Origin of the sequence: Rathayibacter sp. PhB186 (assembly GCF_003751825.1) — a bacterium.
Classification (GTDB): domain Bacteria; phylum Actinomycetota; class Actinomycetes; order Actinomycetales; family Microbacteriaceae; genus Rathayibacter; species Rathayibacter festucae.
The window spans coordinates 351,275-367,042 of record NZ_RJKO01000001.1 but is presented as its reverse complement, the minus strand read 5'-3'; the positions used below and the strand labels follow the sequence as shown (position 1 = coordinate 367,042).

Genomic DNA, 15,768 nt, shown 5'->3' with positions numbered 1-15,768 from the left:
TGCGACCGCCTCAGGTGGCGCTGCGCTTCCCGGAGGAGGCCAGCTCACCCGGCCCGGCGGTGTTCTCGGGGGCGGTGCCGAGGGCGGCGGGGCGCTGGCCGTTCTCGGACGCGGTGCCGGTCAGGGCCGGGCCGCGCCGGAAGGACTCGCCGCGGCGCTGGTTGCCGCGGTTGGCGGTGACCCGCTCCCGCGAGATGCGGATGTTGTAGAGGATGAAGGCGAGCGCGATGAACGCGAGGAAGACGCCGAGACCGGTGATCGCGATCGGGATGATCGGGTTCGACCCCTCCTGCTCGACGGCCGCACCCTGGTCGGTGACCTGGAGGGTGACGCGGAGCTCGGGGGCGACGCCCTGGGCCTCCTGCTGCGAGGTGATGTAGGTCTGGAAGATCTGGGTCGCGGTCTGCGAGATCAGGACCGCGCGGGCCGGATCGGTCGACTCGCCGACGATCGAGAGGATCGGGAGGCTGAAGCGGCCCGGGTTCTGCTCGGTGCCGGCCGGCTGGGTCGTGCGGCGCACGGCGCTGAGGGCCTCGGTCGGCGAGAATCCGCCGATGGCGGCCTCGACCTGGGTGCGGATCTCGGAGCCGCTGACGAGGTACGCGTAGATGACCGCGGTGTTCGTCAGGTCGTTCTGCTGGGCCTCGGACGTGCCCTCGGTGAGGGCCTGACCGGGCTCGACGGCCTGGAGGGGGTTCCGCGAGCCACCGCCGAGAAGGATCGTGGTGTCGGAGCGGTAGGCCGACTCGGCGCGCGAGACGATCTCACCGTCCTTCACGGTGTAGCCGGCGACCATGGCGGCCAGGACGGCGACCACGAGGCCGACCGCGAGGAGCCATTTGTAGCTCCAGAGCACTCGAAGGTAAAGGGGGACGGACATCTCGGTCTCGACTTCCAGACGGCGAGGTGTGGGACCTCGGGGCGACGCGCCGCGTGCTCGGAGGTCGCATTGCTGCTGCAATCGTTGGAGCAACGCCTCCGTCCATCACGGCGGTGATGGCGGAACGGGTTTTGCGGCTGTCGAGGTGTCGACGGAGCCTGGTGCGAAGGGCGGTTTCGGAGCGGTGCGGTGCTGCTTTCGCACCGGCCTTCGGGCATGCCTCGATGGGGCCGGAACGAGCACAGAACCGGGACCCCGCGAGTGCGGTGCCCCGACACACTCATTGTGACCATAACCCACGGCATGCGGATGCCGGAAGTATTGCGGCTGTGTTAAGTCTGCGGGACCGACGACTCGCCGAGCCGGGAGTGGACTTGCGTTCCTCTCAGGTGGTCGAGGATGGTGGCTATCGTTCATTCCTGAGCGCGCCGCCCTCACGACAGGAGACGCATGGATGATGAGCACCAGTGCTCCACCACTGCCGCAGGCCCACCCGACCACCGAGACGACCCCGAGCACGACCGCACCGACCGCGACGCCCGTCCGCTGACGAGCGTCGCCTCCGGCGCGCCCGCCGGAGCTCCGCTGTCGATCCTGTACTCGTTCCCGCACGGCATCGGCTCGCCGGGAATCGGCTGGACCGCGCTGCAGCAGGTCCGCTCGCTCGTCGCCGCGGGGCACCGCGTCACCGTCGTCGCCGCCTCGATCACCGAGCCGCTCGGCCCGGTCGCCCGCGCCGTGACGACCCTCACGGTCGGCGGCGTCCGCCTCCCGCACCGCCTCTTCGGCCGCAGCCGCTCGATCGCGCACCACGACCGCGTCACCGCGCGGATCCTCGCCGAGGGCGACTACGACGTCGTGCACGGCTGGCCGTGGGGCTCGGCCCGCACCTTCGACGAGGCCGCCCGCCAGGGCGTGCCCGCGGTCCGCGAGGCCCCGAACACGCACACCGCGCACGCCTTCGAGGTCGTCGCCGAGGAGTACGAGCGCCTGGGCATCACGCCCCCGGTCGGCTCGCCGCACACCTACAACGCGGTGCGCCTGCGCCGCGAGGAGCGCGAGTGGGCGTCCGCGACCGCGATCCTCGTGCCGTCCGCCTCGGTGGAGCAGACCTTCCTCGAGAAGGGCTTCTCGCCGCGCAAGCTCCTCCGCCACCGCTACGGCGCCCTGGTCGACACGACCCGCAGCTTCGATCCCGACCCGCGCGACGAGCCGGACCACGTCTTCACCGCGGTCTTCGTCGGCCGGATCGAGCCGCGCAAGGGCCTGCTCTACGCGCTGCAGGCCTGGCAGCAGTCGAAGGCGAGCAGCACCGGGCGCTTCCTGGTCTACGGCGACTTCACCCCGGGCTACCAGGAGCGCCTCGCCGGACTGCTCGAGCAGCCGAGCGTCGAGCTGCGCGGCTTCACGGGCGACGTCGCCGGGGTCTTCGCGAGCGCCGACGTGCTGATCCTGCCGACCATCGAGGAGGGCAGCGCCCTGGTGACCTCGGAGGCGCAGGCCGCCGGCTGCGTGCCGCTGGTCTCCTCCGCCGCCGGCGCCAACCTCGAGGACGGCGTGCAGGGGCTCGTGCACGAGCCGCGCGACGTCGAGACGCTGACCGCGCAGATCGACCTGGTCTCCTCCGACCGCGCCCTGCTCGCTCGGATGCGCCGGGCCGCACTCGACAACCGGGCGAACCTGACCTGGGAGCGCGCGAGCATCGACCTCGTCGCCGCCTACCGCGCCGCGATCGTGCTCGTCCGCGAGGACCTGGCGGGAACGGGCTCAGCGGGCACGGGCTCAGCCGGCACGGGCTCAGCCGCCGACTCCGACGACCGCTCCGACCAGCCGAGGACAGACACGCCGTGAACCCCTCCGTCCTCACCCCGGGTGACGTCTCGATCATCCTGTGCACCCGCGAGCGGCCCGACATGCTCCGGGAGGCGCTCGCGGCGATCGCCGCCGGCACCGACCCCGAGGTCGAGGTGATCGTCGTCGACTCCGCGTCGACCGACTCCCGCACTGGCGAGGTCGCCCTCGCCGCGGGCGTGCGCTACGTCCGCACCGACACCAAGGGCCTCTCGATCGCGCGGAACCTCGGGCTCGACTCGAGCGACCGGCCGATCGTGGTCTACACGGACGACGACTGCTCGCCGACGCCCGGCTGGATCGAGGCGCTGCTGCGCGCCTTCGAGGAGGAGCGGGTCACCGTGGCGACCGGGCGGATGCTCGATCACACCCTGGTCGACACCGACGTGCCGCCGACCGACCGCATCGTCTACCGCTCCGCCGTCCGCGGCCTCGACGCGGGTCACGGCGCCGTGATGGCCTTCCGCCGCGACGTGCTGCAGACACTGGGCGGCTTCGACGACACCCTGGGGGCCGGCCGCTACCTCGCCGGCGCCGAGGACCTCGACATCTTCTGCCGCGCCCTCGCCGCGGGCGGCACCGCCGTCTTCGTGCCCGACAGCGTCGTGCTGCACGTCAACACCCGCAACCCCGTCGCCTACCGCCGCCTGATGCGCGGCTACGGACTCGGGCTCGGCGCGCTCGTCGGCAAGTGGTGGCGGCTGTCGCCCAAGGTCGGCGCGCGGCTGACCGCGACCCTCGCCGTCCGCAGCGGCCGGCGCCTGGTGCGCTCGGCCAAGCGGCGCGGCCGCGGTGCGAAGGACGAGCTCGCGATGGTCGAGGGGATCCTGCGCGGCTACCTGCGCTCGCGCCACCTCCGCCTCTCCGGCTCGACCTTCGTCGACGAGTACCCGCCGACGCCGATCCGCCTGCCGGCCGCCGACCAGCGGCCCGCCGGCACCCCGAGCTGACCGCTCCCCTCCGCCGCCTCCGACCAGGGAGCACCGCCATGACCCGACCCCCTCGCCGCACCGGGCGACCGCACGCCGAGCCTCTGCGCACCCTCGACGAGAAGTTCGTCTCGAACGCCGTCGTCTACGAGGTCGCCCGGCCGACCGGCTCGATGATCGTCGACGGCGCCCCGTTCCGCCGCGCGGACGGCTCGCTCGACCGCGACCTCGTCTACTCCGCCTGGGAGGCGTTCATCCGCTCCTCCCCCTCGGTGCGGCAGCGGCTCGCCCGCGCCCCGCTCGGGCTGTTCACGCCGTCCTGGGTGTCGGTCGACGAGATCGACGTCCGCGACCACGTGCGCTTCCACCCGGGCGTCGTCGAGTGGGACCCGCGACACGTCGAGCTGCTCACCGGCGCCTTCAACGGGCCGATGGACCCGAAGGGCCCGCTCTGGGACATCCTCGTCATCGAGCTCTCGACCGGGCAGCTGGGCTTCGCGGTGCGCATCCACCACGCGCTCGGCGACGGGATGTTCGGGCTGGTGCTGATCCAGGCGTTCACCTCGGGCGAGCCGATCGAGTTCGCGCCGTTCAGCCGCGCGCCGATGCGCTTCCCGGACGACCCGCGGCCGCCCCGCGGCCCGATCGCGCTCACGCTCGCCGCCCGCCGGCAGATCGCGTCGACCCACGCGTCGCTCGCGGACGAGTGGACCGAGTGGAAGCGCAAGCCGCTGAAGAAGCGGATCACCCGGGTCGGCGGCCGCAACATCCGCGCCGCCCGCGACTGGTGGATCCGCCGCTCGGGACTGCTCGAGCGCAGCATCAAGCCGCGCGACGCCGCGATCCTCACCGCGGACCTCAAGACCGCGAAGGCGGCGGCCCGCGCGGCCGGCGGCTCGGTCGCCGACCTGACCGTCGCGCTGGCCCTGCACGCCTTCGCCGCGCTGCACCCCGAGCGCGCGGAGATCGCGACGCTCGTGCCCGTGTCGCCGCGCCGGGACAAGAACGAGGTCAAGCGCAACCACGTGTCGATGGTGCGGGTCGCCGTCCCGGTGTCGCTCGGTCTCGCGGAGACGGTGGCGAGCGTGCGCGAGCAGGTGCAGCTCGCCGTCGAGACCGGCGAGAGCGGCATCACCCGCGGCCGGAAGGACTGGCAGGGCTACGCGTCCTACCTCCCCGTCTTCCTGCGCCCGCGCTGGTTCGGCGGGGCCGAGCTGGCCTCGATGACCCTCTGGCCGGTGACCGAGCCGGACGACGAGGCCGCGGTCTTCGCGAGCTCCTTCACCAAGCGGCTCGACATCGCGATCTCGGTGCGCTCGGACCTCGACGCGGACCTCTTCATCGGCTCCATCGCGGCCTCGCTGACCGAGATCGGCGCGCCGGTCATCGACCCGCTCGCCGAGCAGACCCCCGCCGGATCGCCGGACGACCTCGAATCGAACGGAGCCGGCCGATGAGCCAGGGCGGCGGACCGCTGCGCACCCTCACGAAGGTGCGCACCTACCTGCAGGCCGTGCGCCTGCTGCACTTCCACGCGTACAGCCACGCCGACCAGGTGCCGCGCCTCACCCGCGGCGCCGACGTCTCGTTCGCGCCGAACGTGTCGTTCCGGAACGCCGAGCGGATCACCCTCGGCGCCGGCACCCACATCGGCGAGAACTCGCTGCTCTGGGCCGGCAACAGCACCGGCCGGATCACCCTCGGCGCGAAGTGCCTGCTGGCGCCGAACGTCACGATCACCGCCTCGAACTACGGCATCGTCCAGGGCACGCCCGTGATGGACCAGCCGAAGATCGAGAAGGACATTGTGATCGGCCGGGACGTCTGGCTCGGCGCGAACGTGGTCGTCGTCGCCGGCGTCACCATCGGCGACGGCGCGATCGTCGGCGCGGGGGCCGTGGTCACCAAGGACCTGCCCGCGAACTGCATCGCGGGCGGCGTGCCCGCCAAGGTCATCGGCCAGCGACCGGAGGCCGATCGTGCCTGAGTCGGTGGACACCAGCCTGGCGATCGTCGTCGTCAGCTACAACACCCGGGAGAAGACGCTGGCCTGCCTAGCGTCGATCCCGCTCGGGGACGCGCCGACCCCGCCGCACGTGATCGTGGTCGACAACGGCTCCGAGGACGGCAGCGCCGAGGCGATCCGCGCCGCGCACCCCGAGGCGACCGTGATCGAGGCGGGCGACAACCTCGGCTTCGCCCGCGGCGTGAACCGCGGCGTCGCAGTGGCGACCGAGCGCTTCGTGCTGCTGCTGAACCCCGACACCCTGGTGCTCGAGGGCTCCTTCCGCGCGCTGATGGAGTTCGCCGTAGCGAACCCGCGCTACGGCGTCTACGGCGGGCGCACCCTGCGCCCGGACGGCTCCGTCGACCCCTCGTCCTGCTGGGGCGCCCCGAGCCTGTGGTCGCTGCTGACCTACGCGACCATGCTCTCCACCGCCTTCCGCGGCAACCCGCTGCTCGACCCGGAGTCGCTCGGCGGCTGGCAGCGCGACAGCGTCCGCGAGGTGCCGATCATCACCGGCTGCCTGCTGCTGATGCCGCGCGAGGAGTACGAGCGGGTCGGCCGGCTCGACGAGCGCTTCTTCCTCTACGGCGAGGACGCCGAGTTCTCGATCCGCGCCCGCCGCGCGGGTCTGCGCCCGGTGATCGTGCCGACCGCCGTGATCGTGCACGACGTCGGCGCCTCCACCCGCGACGCGGCGACCGCCGGGAACTCCGGCCGCAAGATGTGCATGGTGATGGCCGGCAAGGCCACGATGATCCGTCTCTCGTGGAAGCCGCTGCCCGCGCGGATCGGCATCGCGCTGCTCCAGGCCGGCGCGCTCGTGCGCACCGTGCTCGAGACCGCGACCCGCCGCAAGCGCCGCGCCTGGACCGAGGTCTGGCAGCGCCGGGCCGACTGGCGTGTGGGCTACCCGGAGGCCGAGCGCACGCTGTTCGGCCGGGTGCCCGGCACCGGCGCGGCGGAGGTCGCCCGATGATCGCCGGCGGGACCCGCACCCTGCGCGGCCGCCTGCGCACGCGCCTGCGCGGACTGCTCTCCGGCGAGGACGCCCGGAGCCGCCGGCTGCGGGTCGAGGCCGAGCCGGCCTTCCGCACCCGCTACGCGAACCCCTACAACGCGCGGCTCTACACGGCGATGACCGCGGAGGGCGTGCTCGTGCGCGACCTCTCCTGGCTGCGCCTGCTCGTCGCGAAGGTCGACGTGGTGCACCTGCACTGGCCGGACCTGACCTTCCTCAGCGGCGTCCGCCGCTACCGGATCGTCGCTCGGCTGGTCTTCTTCTTCGCCTTCCTGCGCGTCGCGCGGCTGCGCGGCACCCGGCTGATCTGGACTGCGCACAACGTCACCTCGCATGAGGAGCGCGGCACCCCGTTCCTGCGCAACTGGTACCGGCGGCTGCTGACCGAGAACCTCGACGCGATCGTCTGCCTCTCGGAGGAGGGCGTGACCGCGATGCGGCGCTCCTACCCCGAGCTCGCGGCGGTGCCCGCCTTCGTCACCCCGCACGGGCACTACCGGCAGGACTACGACTTCTCCGCGAGTCGCGCCGAGGCGCGCGCGGAGCTCGGTCTGGACCCGGACGCGCGGCTCGTCGTGTCGGTCGGCCAGATCCGGCCGTACAAGAACGTGCCGACGCTGATCGAGCGCTTCCGCGACCGCGAGGACGACGGCACGCTGCTCGCGGTCGCCGGCAACCCGGCCCGCGGACCGCTGCGCGGCGTGATCGAGGAGGCGGCGGCGGGCGATGCGCGCATCCGGCTCGAGCTGTCCTTCCTCAGCGACGAGCGGATGGCGCTCTGGCTGCGCGCGAGCGACCTGGTCGTGCTGCCCTACTCGGCGATCCAGAACTCCGGCTCGGCGATCCTCGCCGTCTCGGCCGACCGCCCGGTGCTGGTGCCCGACCTCGGTGCGATGCACGAGCTGGCCGCGCTGGTCGGCCCCGACTGGGTGCGGCTCTACGACGGCGCCTTCGACTCCGCGGCCCTCGACGGCGCGCTGGCCTGGCTCGACGAGCGCACGGTGGCGGACGACGCCTCGGCCGACCTCTCCGCGCTGGAGTGGGACGCGATCGCCCGCGCGACCATCGACGTCTACCGCCGCGTGCTGCGGGCCCCGCGCCCCCGCTGAGCGGGGCGGGGCGGGTCTCGATACGCCCCTCCGGGGCTACTCGACCAACATGCTCCGTCAGCAAGCCGCACTTCGGCAGAGCGGGCGACGCATGCTGATCGAGTAGCCCGCGCAGCGGGCGTATCGAGATCCACCCTCCTCCACAGCCCCGCCCGCAGAAACAGCGCACTGAGAAATCACGAAGAGTAGTGCATCCCGAACCTGGGACCGCTAGCTTTGGCTCCTGATCCCCCTTGCACTCCTCCGTCGGCCGTTCCCAGCGTCCGACGGTCGTCGGTCACCGCTGCCCGGCGAGCCCTCCGGTTCCCCCGCCCCGCCCGCCGCACAGAAACACAGGACCTTCGTGATCCCTCGCTCCATCCCGTCGCGCCGCCCCGCCGGCCGCCTGCGCCGCTTCCTCGCGGCCACCGCCGCCGCTGCCGTCGTCACCGCCGGTCTCGTCGGCGCCTCCGCGCTCCCGGCGCAGGCCGCCGATGCCACGCAGACCGGTGCCGGCCGCTACGTCGTCACCGTCGACTCGAAGGCCGTCTCGACGACGCTCGCGAGCGCCCTCGGCCTCTCGCTCGACGCGTCCTACGGCGGAGGCGTCTCCGGCTTCACCGCGACCCTGACCGCGCGTCAGCACGCGATCCTCGCCGCGGACAGCCGCGTCCTCGGCCTCTCGCCCGCCGACCAGGTGGTCGAGGGCCAGGCGCAGACCATGCCCTCGCACGTCCTGACCGCGGAGGCTGACAAGGCCCCGGTCAGCGCCGGCGACGGCGTCACCAACTGGACCGGGCCCGCCGTCGCGGTCATCGACTCCGGCGTGAGCGCGCACCCCGACTACAACCTGGCCAAGCAGGTCAACTGCTTCGGCTCCGGCACCGCCGAGGACGCCAACGGCCACGGCACCGGCGTCTCCGGCTACATGACCGCGCTCGACAACGGCTCCGGCACCGTCGGCATCGCCCCCGGCGCGCCGATCTACTCGGTCCGCGCGCTCGACGCGAACAACAAGGGCAACATCTCGACCCTGATGTGCGCGCTCGACTGGGTGTCGCAGAACGCCGCGACCTACAACATCAAGGTCGTCAACATGTCGCTCGCCACGAACGGCGCCGACGACGGCAACTGCGGCCGCACCGACGGCGACACCATCCACCAGGCGGTCTGCGACCTCGTCGCGAAGGGCGTGACCGTGGTCTCGGCCGCCGGCAACTCCGCCGCCGACCTGTCGAAGTACATCCCCGCCGCCTACGACGAGGTCCTCGCCGTCACCAACTTCGCGAACTACGACGGCAAGCCGGGCTCGCTCGCCGCCGTCCCGTGCACGAACGTGACCACCAAGGACGACAACTACACGCTGAACAGCAACTTCGCCTCGCCCGTGGACGCCGGTCACACCATCGCCGCGCCCGGCACCTGCCCCTACACGACGAAGAAGGGCAACACCTACGCGTACATCCAGACCGGCACCAGCATGTCGACGGCCGCCGCGTCCGGCGTCGTCCTCGACTGCCTCGCGGCCGGCGGATCCTGCGTGGGCAAGAGCCCCGCGCAGGTCATCGCCCAGGTGATCGCCCAGGCCAAGTCGGCCACCGTCGACCGCGGCCGCACCTTCGCCGGCGACCCGACGCGTCCCGTCTCCGGCCGCTACTACGGCTACGGCGTGAGCACGATCCCCGTGGGCACGGTCGTCACCCCGACGCCGACCGCGACGCCGACGGCCACCGCCACTCCGACCGCCACGCCGACGCCGACCGCGACGCCCACGGCGACCGCGACGCCGAAGCCGACGGCCACTCCGACCGCGACGCCGACCCCGACCGCGACGCCCACCGCGACCGCCACGCCGAAGCCGACCGCCACGCCCACCGCGACCGCCACGCCGACCCCGACGCCGACCTCCGGCGCCGACACGGTGAAGCCGCAGGCGAAGATCGTCTCGCCCGCCAGCCAGACGACCGTGACCGGCACCGTGACCCTCGTCGCCAATGCGAGCGACAACGTCGCGGTCACGAGCCTCGCCTTCTGGTCCGGCTCGACCAAGCTCGGCGACGGCGTCAAGCAGGCCGACGGCAGCTGGTCGCTCACCGCGAACAGCAAGAACTGGCCGAACGCGACCTACGCCGTGGTCGCCCGGGCCACCGACGCCGCGGGCAACGTGGGCTCCAGCGCCTCGATCACCCTGGTGATCAAGAACTGACCCGCTCCGCCTGACCGGCCCGGCTCCCTCCTCGGAGGGGCCGGGCCGTTCGCGTTTCCCACGGGGCGGTCGCGACGTCAAGGGCGGGCGCTCCGGTGGCGCGGTCCGTAGCGTCGGAGGCGCGCGGTCGACCTCCGTCCGCGCGGAGAGGCAGCCATGAGCGACACCCAGAACGGCCCCGTCATGGACGGCGCCGAGGACGCGAGCAACGACGACAAGCTGGGCGGCCTGATCGAGCAGGTCGACCACGACCACGGCGACGAGGGCGCGGGCGCCATGGCCGACGCGCTCCGCGACCGCGCCGACGAGACCGACACCGAGATCACCTCCTCCGACGAGACGGAGACCCGCACCGAGACGGAGTGACGGCGGCGCCGGCGATGCCGGTCGAGCAGCCCGCGGGGCACTGCATGCAGGCTGAGTAGCCCGCGGGGCACTGCATGCTGGTCGAGTAGCCCCGGAGGGGCGTATCGAGACCCGACGTCACCAGCTCGGTCGGTCTGCAGACTCCTGCTCTGACGCCGGTGGATCTCGATACGCCCACTCCGCGGGCTACTCGATCAGCATGATGTCGCCTGCCCCTCGAGCAGCAGCCTCCGGCGGCCCTTGCACGCTGGCCGAGCAGCCGCGTCCGGCAGTCCTTGCATGCTGGTCGAGTAGCCCGAAGGGCGTATCGAGACCCACCTTCGCCGGGACACCTGCCGGCAAGCCTCCTCTTCGCCCCCCGTCGACGGCCACGGAACGATCACCTGGACGACCGCACCGGAAGGCCGGTCGGCACCCGAGTGCCCGCACTCCCCGGCCGCCCGTCCGTCCCGCCGCCGCAGCGCTGCGTCGACGATGCACCCGCGCCGTTCCGACGCTGGTGGATCGCCGGACACCCGCTCGGCGGTACGCTCGGCGAGCATGGAGGCGGTGCCGCCGACCGGGCGGCCGCTGGGTGCGGCGTCCCGATCACCCGGGATCTCGGTCGCGCGGGCCGATTCCGCCGTCCGCCGCGCACCGCTCACCCGCCCAATCCCTCCGAGAGGCAGCCGTGCCCGATGCTCTCCTCGTGCCGCTCCTGCTCGCCGCGCTCGTCACCAACGGCCTGGCGGCGGGCTTCTTCTACGCCTTCGCCTGCGCGGTGATGCCGGGCCTGAGCCGGACCGACGACGACGCTTTCGTCAGCGCGATGACCGCGATCAACACCGCCGTGCAGAACCCGCTGTTCGCCGTGTCGTTCGTCGGCAGCGGTCTCTCCTCCGCCGCCGCGCTGGTCGCCGCGCTCGTCGGCAGCGCCGGTGCCGCGACGACCAGCGCGGTCGCGGGGGCCCTCGCCCTCGCCCTCCTCCAGTACGTCGTCACCTTCGGGCGCAGCATCCCGCTCAACCTGCGACTGGACCGCGCCGCCGGCGGTCCGCTCTCCGACGCCCGGCGCGGCTTCGAGCGCGCCTGGGTCCGCGCCAACACGGCGCGCGTGCTCGCCTCAGGTGGTTCGCTCCTCCTGCTCGGGATCGCCCTCGCGACGACGTGACGGCCGCGCCGTCGATCCGCGAGTCCCTCGACTCCCGGAAGACGGCAGGCTGGTCAGCACCACCCCGATCCAGGAGAGACACCATGACCGCACCCCGCCGCGCCCTGATCCTCGTCGACGTCCAGCTGGAGTACTTCGCCGGGCCGCTCGAGATCCGCTACCCGCCGCACGCGACCTCGCTGACCGCCATCACCGCCGCGCTCGACGCCGCCACGGCCGCCGGTCTGCCGATCGCCGCCGTCCAGCACAGCAGCGGCGAGGGAGCCCCCGTCTTCGCACCGGGCACCCCCGGCTTCGAGCTGCACCCGGAGATCGAAGGCCGCCGCAGTGATGAGTGGAAGTCGATCACCAAGCGGTTCGGCACCGTCTTCGCCGGCACCGACCTGCTCGCCTGGCTGCGCGAGCGCGACGTCAACACGATCACCCTGGTCGGCTACATGACCAACAACTGCATCCTCGCCTCGGCCGCCGAGGCCGAGACGCACGGACTGACGGCGGAGGTGCTCTCCGACGCGACCGGCGCCATCGCGATCTCGAACGCGGCGGGCTCCGTGGACGCCGAGACCGTGCACACCACGCTGCTCGCCCTGCTGAACTCGAACTTCGCGGCCGTCGCCGACACGGAGGCCTGGATCGACGCCCTCGCCTCCCGCGAGCCCCTCCCTCAGAGCGACCTCGGCAGCTCGGCCGTCGCTGGCGCCGCGCTGCCGCCGCGCTGAGACCTCGGTCGACAGGACCTCGCTCAGCGCGACAGGAGGAGCTGCAGAGTCACCCTGCCCGGGTTGAAGGGGCTGGGGTGCTCGCAGTAGACCGTGAACGGGACTCCGCGGGCGTCGCTCTCCGCCCAGTCGACGACCTCGAGGACGTCCCGCGCGCCGGTGATCCGGATCTCGTCGACCATCGTCTCCGTCTCGGCGAAGTAGACGCGGTACACCGGCGTGGTCACTTCGGCGTCCACATCACGGGGATCCACGGAGCTGGTGCGCATCTTCCCCCCTCTCCTCCAGTCCAGCGTCTCAGAAGGCGCCGCGACGGGCGTCCGCGGCGCGTCAGCGGTCCGGCGGGGGCGGGAACGGGCGGGTCGAGCGCGGGGCGGCCGGGGGCAGGGCCGCGCGGGCGCGGTGCAGGGAGACGGCCGTCAGCAGCACGCGGGTGCGGGCCGGGGAGGCGTCGAGGGGGCCGATCAGGGACTCGATGCGGGCGAGGCGGTCGTAGAGGGTCTGCCGGCCGATGCCGAGGGCTGCGGCGGTGGCGGTCTTGCTCCCCCAGTGCGACGCGAACGACTCGAGGGTCGCGAGCAGCTCCGGGCGGCCGCGGCGCAGCGGGCCGAGCACCTCCTCCACCAGAGCATCCGCCTCGGCGTCGTCGCGGAGCGTGCTGGCGAAGCGCTCGAGCCGGTGCAGCCGAGCGTCGACGACGCCGCTCTCGGCGCGGGTCCACTCCCGCACGCCGCGCACCTCCGCGAGCTCGCGCGGCACCCGCGCCACCGCGTCGGCGCCGCTGCCCACGCAGACCAGCGCGGACGCCCCGGCCGCGGGCGGCCACTCGCCGAGCAGCAGCGCCCTCGCCCGCTCCCGCGCTACGGCGTCCGGGAGGGCCAGCAGCGCGAGCAGCTCGCCGCCCGCGACGCAGATCACGCTCGCGGAGTCCGCTGACCCCCGCACCGCACGGTCGAGCGCGGCGCGGACCGCACGGAGGGTGCGCTCGTCGTCGCCGACGTCCGCCCAGACGCCCAGGAAGCACTCCCGCCCGCCGACGCCGAGCCGGCCGAGGAGCGCGTCGATCTGCAGCTCCGCGCTCGGGTCGGGGCGCGCGGACGGCGCCGTCGCGACCGCGAAGAGCTGGGCGGTGAGCCGCTCGCGCGCGGTCGGCGGCCGCCGCCGGAGCAGGGCGATCGCCAGCACGTCCGGCGCGCGGTCGAGCGCGACGGCCACGCCGTGCAGGTCGGCCTCGTCGTGGGCGCGGAGGTAGAGCGTGCCCAGGAGGGAGTCGCCGGCCCGCAGCACCCCGGATGAGGCGCCCGCGGTGCGCGCGGTGTCGACGCCGCGGCCGGGATGGGCGCGCACGATCTCCTCGCCCGCCGGCGAGACGAGCGCGGCACTGGCGCCCGTGGCGCTCGCGACGACCTTTAGCAGCTCGTCGATCCCGGCGTCCGCGGCCGCCGCCTCGCCGAGAAGTCCGGACACTCTGTCCGCCACCCGCAGGCTCCGGAACTTCTGCTCGGTGAGCCGGGTGTTGATGCTCTCGCAGACCTGCACGAACGGCACCCGCCGGGGCAGCGCGAGCACGGCGAGCCCGAGATCGTCGGCCGCGGCGACGAGCGGGGCCGGGACGCTCGGCAGCCGCTCGGACAGCTCGACGGCCAGGGCGCCGATCCCCGCCGTGACCAGGGACTCCACATAGCGACGGCACTCCTCGGGATCCTGGTCCGAGGAGAGGTTCACGCCCTCCATCAGCAGCAGCTCGCCGCCCAGGAGCAGCGGCGCGACGTCGAGCTGCTCGCTGGCGTGCGCCCAGCGGATCGGCACCCGCGCGGCGGCCTCCCCGCCGGCGACCACGACCGGTCCGGCGGCCGCGAGCAGCGGGTCGAGGAGCGCCTCGGACAGCGGGATCACCATGCAGAACGTCCTCTCGCGTCACGGCGAATTTACACGGCGAGGCGGCCGCCGAAACCGCCCGCCGGGAGGGTGGAGCCCGACCCGCCGCGCTCCTCCACAGCCCACGCTGCCGCGGCGCCGTCCACCGTTCCCCGCTCCGACTCCCCGCTCCACCTCACGCTTCGAGAGGATCCACCCATGAGCTCCGACACCCTGCACGGCACGACCGACACCGAGGACGCGCTGACCCCGCTCCCCGAGAGCCGTCGCAACGCGCGACTCGACGGCCAGTTCTGGATCTGGGCGGGCGCCAACATCGCGCCGATCAACTGGGTCCTCGGCGCGCTGGGCGTGAACATGGGCCTCGGCCTCTGGGACACGATCACCGTCCTCGTGCTCGGCAACGTCGTCGGCATGGCCGTCTTCGGCTTCTTCGTACTGCTCGGCCAGCGCACCGGCGCGACCGGGATGCTCGTCGGCCGTGCGGTCTTCGGCCGGCGCGGCAACTACGCGCCCGCCGTGATCCAGGCCGTCGTCGTGATCGGCTGGTGCGCGATCAACACCTGGATCGTGCTCGACCTGGTGATCGCGCTGCTCGGCTCCGTCGGCCTCGTCGACCCGGAGGCGGCCAACATCGGCTGGAAGGTCGCGGTCGCCGCGGTGATCATGGCGATCCAGGTCGCGATCTCGTTCCTCGGCTACCGGGCCATCGCCGCGTTCGAGCGCTGGACCGTGCCGCCGACGCTCCTGGTGCTGGCCGTGATGTCGATCGTCGCCTGGTTCTTCCTCGACATCGACTGGTCCTACGCCGGCCCGGCCGAGGGCGCCCTCACCGGCGGCGACCGGATCGCGGCCATGTCGATCGTGATGACCGCGATCGGCATCGGCTGGGGCCTCACCTGGCTCGCCTACGCGGGCGACTACTCCCGCTTCGTCAGCCCCCGCGCCTCGCGCAGGAAGCTCTACTTCGCCAGCGTGCTCGGCCAGTTCGTCCCCGTCGTCTGGCTGGGCGTGCTCGGCGCGACGCTCGCCACGAAGAACGGCTCGGTCGACCCCGGCCAGCTGATCGTGGAGAACTTCGGCGCCCTCGCGATCCCGGTGCTGCTGCTCGTGGTGCACGGGCCGATCGCGACGAACGTGCTCAACATCTACTCGTTCGGGATGGCCACCCAGGCGCTCGACATCCGCCTGGGCCGCCGCGCGCTCAGCCTGATCGTCGGCGTGCTCGCCTTCGCGGCCTCCGTCTTCTTCGTCTTCCAGGACGACCTGGCGACGACGCTGGACGCCTGGCTGGTGGGCCTCGTCGGCTGGGTCGCGCCGTGGGGCGCGATCGTGCTGGTGCACTACACGGTGTTCGAGCCGCGGGTGCGCTCGTTCGGGCACCTCTTCGCTCCGGTCGGCTCGCCGCTGCTGCCGGACGTGCGCTGGCGCGCGCTGCTCTCCTTCGCGATCGGCGCGACCCTGACCTGGCTGTTCATGAACGGCTCCGTGCCCGCGCTGCAGGGACCGGCCGCGACCGCGCTCGGCGGCGTCGACGTCTCCTGGCTCGCCGGCGGCGTCTCGGCGGGGCTCGCCTATCTGCTGCTCGGCCGCGGCGACGCCGCGTCCTGGGTGCGGAAGCGCGAGGCCCTGGAGCCGGCCGCGCGCGCGTCCGAGCCCGTCCTCGGGTAGCCGG

The 15,768-nt window shown here is 73.2% G+C and carries 14 protein-coding genes; 11 read left to right on the top strand and 3 right to left on the bottom strand.

Features of this window, described 5'->3' with window-relative positions; all coding sequences use genetic code 11:
• Window positions 1–10 precede the first annotated feature (10 nt).
• Window positions 11–880, bottom strand: coding sequence for a hypothetical protein (locus tag EDF45_RS01615; protein WP_132435094.1), 870 nt, complete (start codon window positions 878–880; stop codon window positions 11–13).
• A 450-nt stretch (window positions 881–1,330) separates the two neighbouring features.
• On the opposite strand from EDF45_RS01615, the gene EDF45_RS01610 reads away from it, so the two are divergent.
• The 10 genes from EDF45_RS01610 (at window position 1,331) to EDF45_RS01565 (ending at window position 12,215) form a co-directional block, all read left to right on the top strand.
• Window positions 1,331–2,731: a glycosyltransferase family 4 protein gene (locus EDF45_RS01610; RefSeq protein ID WP_123734721.1), complete on the top strand. Its 1,401-nt coding sequence runs from the start codon at window positions 1,331–1,333 to the stop codon at window positions 2,729–2,731.
• The gene (locus EDF45_RS01605; protein WP_123734720.1) at window positions 2,728–3,681 is read left to right on the top strand and encodes a glycosyltransferase family 2 protein; all 954 of its coding nucleotides are present in this window, start codon (window positions 2,728–2,730) and stop codon (window positions 3,679–3,681) included. The genes EDF45_RS01610 and EDF45_RS01605 overlap by 4 nt, the downstream gene beginning before the upstream one ends.
• A 38-nt stretch (window positions 3,682–3,719) precedes the next feature.
• The gene (locus tag EDF45_RS01600) at window positions 3,720–5,117 is read left to right on the top strand and encodes a wax ester/triacylglycerol synthase domain-containing protein (RefSeq protein ID WP_123734719.1); all 1,398 of its coding nucleotides are present in this window, start codon (window positions 3,720–3,722) and stop codon (window positions 5,115–5,117) included.
• Window positions 5,114–5,647 carry a DapH/DapD/GlmU-related protein gene (locus EDF45_RS01595; protein WP_123705671.1) on the top strand — a complete coding sequence of 178 codons (534 nt, stop codon included), beginning with the start codon at window positions 5,114–5,116 and terminating at the stop codon, window positions 5,645–5,647. Before EDF45_RS01600 ends, EDF45_RS01595 begins: the two co-directional genes overlap by 4 nt.
• Before the next feature lie 4 nt (window positions 5,648–5,651).
• On the top strand, window positions 5,652–6,644 hold the full coding sequence (locus EDF45_RS01590) for a glycosyltransferase family 2 protein (protein WP_185020062.1): 993 nt from the start codon (window positions 5,652–5,654) through the stop codon (window positions 6,642–6,644).
• The gene (locus tag EDF45_RS01585; protein ID WP_123734717.1) at window positions 6,641–7,795 is read left to right on the top strand and encodes a glycosyltransferase family 4 protein; all 1,155 of its coding nucleotides are present in this window, start codon (window positions 6,641–6,643) and stop codon (window positions 7,793–7,795) included. The genes EDF45_RS01590 and EDF45_RS01585 overlap by 4 nt, the downstream gene beginning before the upstream one ends.
• Window positions 7,796–8,138: 343 nt before the next feature.
• On the top strand, window positions 8,139–9,980 hold the full coding sequence (locus EDF45_RS21130; RefSeq protein WP_185020061.1) for an Ig-like domain-containing protein: 1,842 nt from the start codon (window positions 8,139–8,141) through the stop codon (window positions 9,978–9,980).
• 156 nt (window positions 9,981–10,136) lie between these two features.
• On the top strand, window positions 10,137–10,346 hold the full coding sequence (locus EDF45_RS01575; protein ID WP_123734716.1) for a hypothetical protein: 210 nt from the start codon (window positions 10,137–10,139) through the stop codon (window positions 10,344–10,346).
• A 670-nt stretch (window positions 10,347–11,016) separates the two neighbouring features.
• Window positions 11,017–11,496, top strand: a complete 480-nt coding sequence (locus EDF45_RS21530; RefSeq protein WP_221181071.1) for an anthrone oxygenase family protein — start codon at window positions 11,017–11,019, stop codon at window positions 11,494–11,496.
• Between the two features lie 83 nt (window positions 11,497–11,579).
• Window positions 11,580–12,215, top strand: a complete 636-nt coding sequence (locus EDF45_RS01565) for an isochorismatase family protein (protein ID WP_123734714.1) — start codon at window positions 11,580–11,582, stop codon at window positions 12,213–12,215.
• A gap of 23 nt (window positions 12,216–12,238) precedes the next feature.
• Here EDF45_RS01565 and EDF45_RS01560 read toward each other — a convergent pair whose 3' ends face one another.
• Window positions 12,239–12,484, bottom strand: a complete 246-nt coding sequence (locus tag EDF45_RS01560; RefSeq protein WP_132435113.1) for a hypothetical protein — start codon at window positions 12,482–12,484, stop codon at window positions 12,239–12,241.
• A gap of 61 nt (window positions 12,485–12,545) precedes the next feature.
• Entirely contained in the window at window positions 12,546–14,114 is a 1,569-nt protein-coding gene (locus EDF45_RS01555) for a PucR family transcriptional regulator (protein WP_123734713.1), read from the bottom strand.
• Window positions 14,115–14,291: 177 nt separating this feature from the next.
• Here EDF45_RS01555 and EDF45_RS01550 point away from each other — a divergent pair, with 177 nt between their 5' ends.
• Window positions 14,292–15,764, top strand: coding sequence for a cytosine permease (locus EDF45_RS01550; RefSeq protein ID WP_123734712.1), 1,473 nt, complete (start codon window positions 14,292–14,294; stop codon window positions 15,762–15,764).
• Window positions 15,765–15,768: the final 4 nt, after the last annotated feature.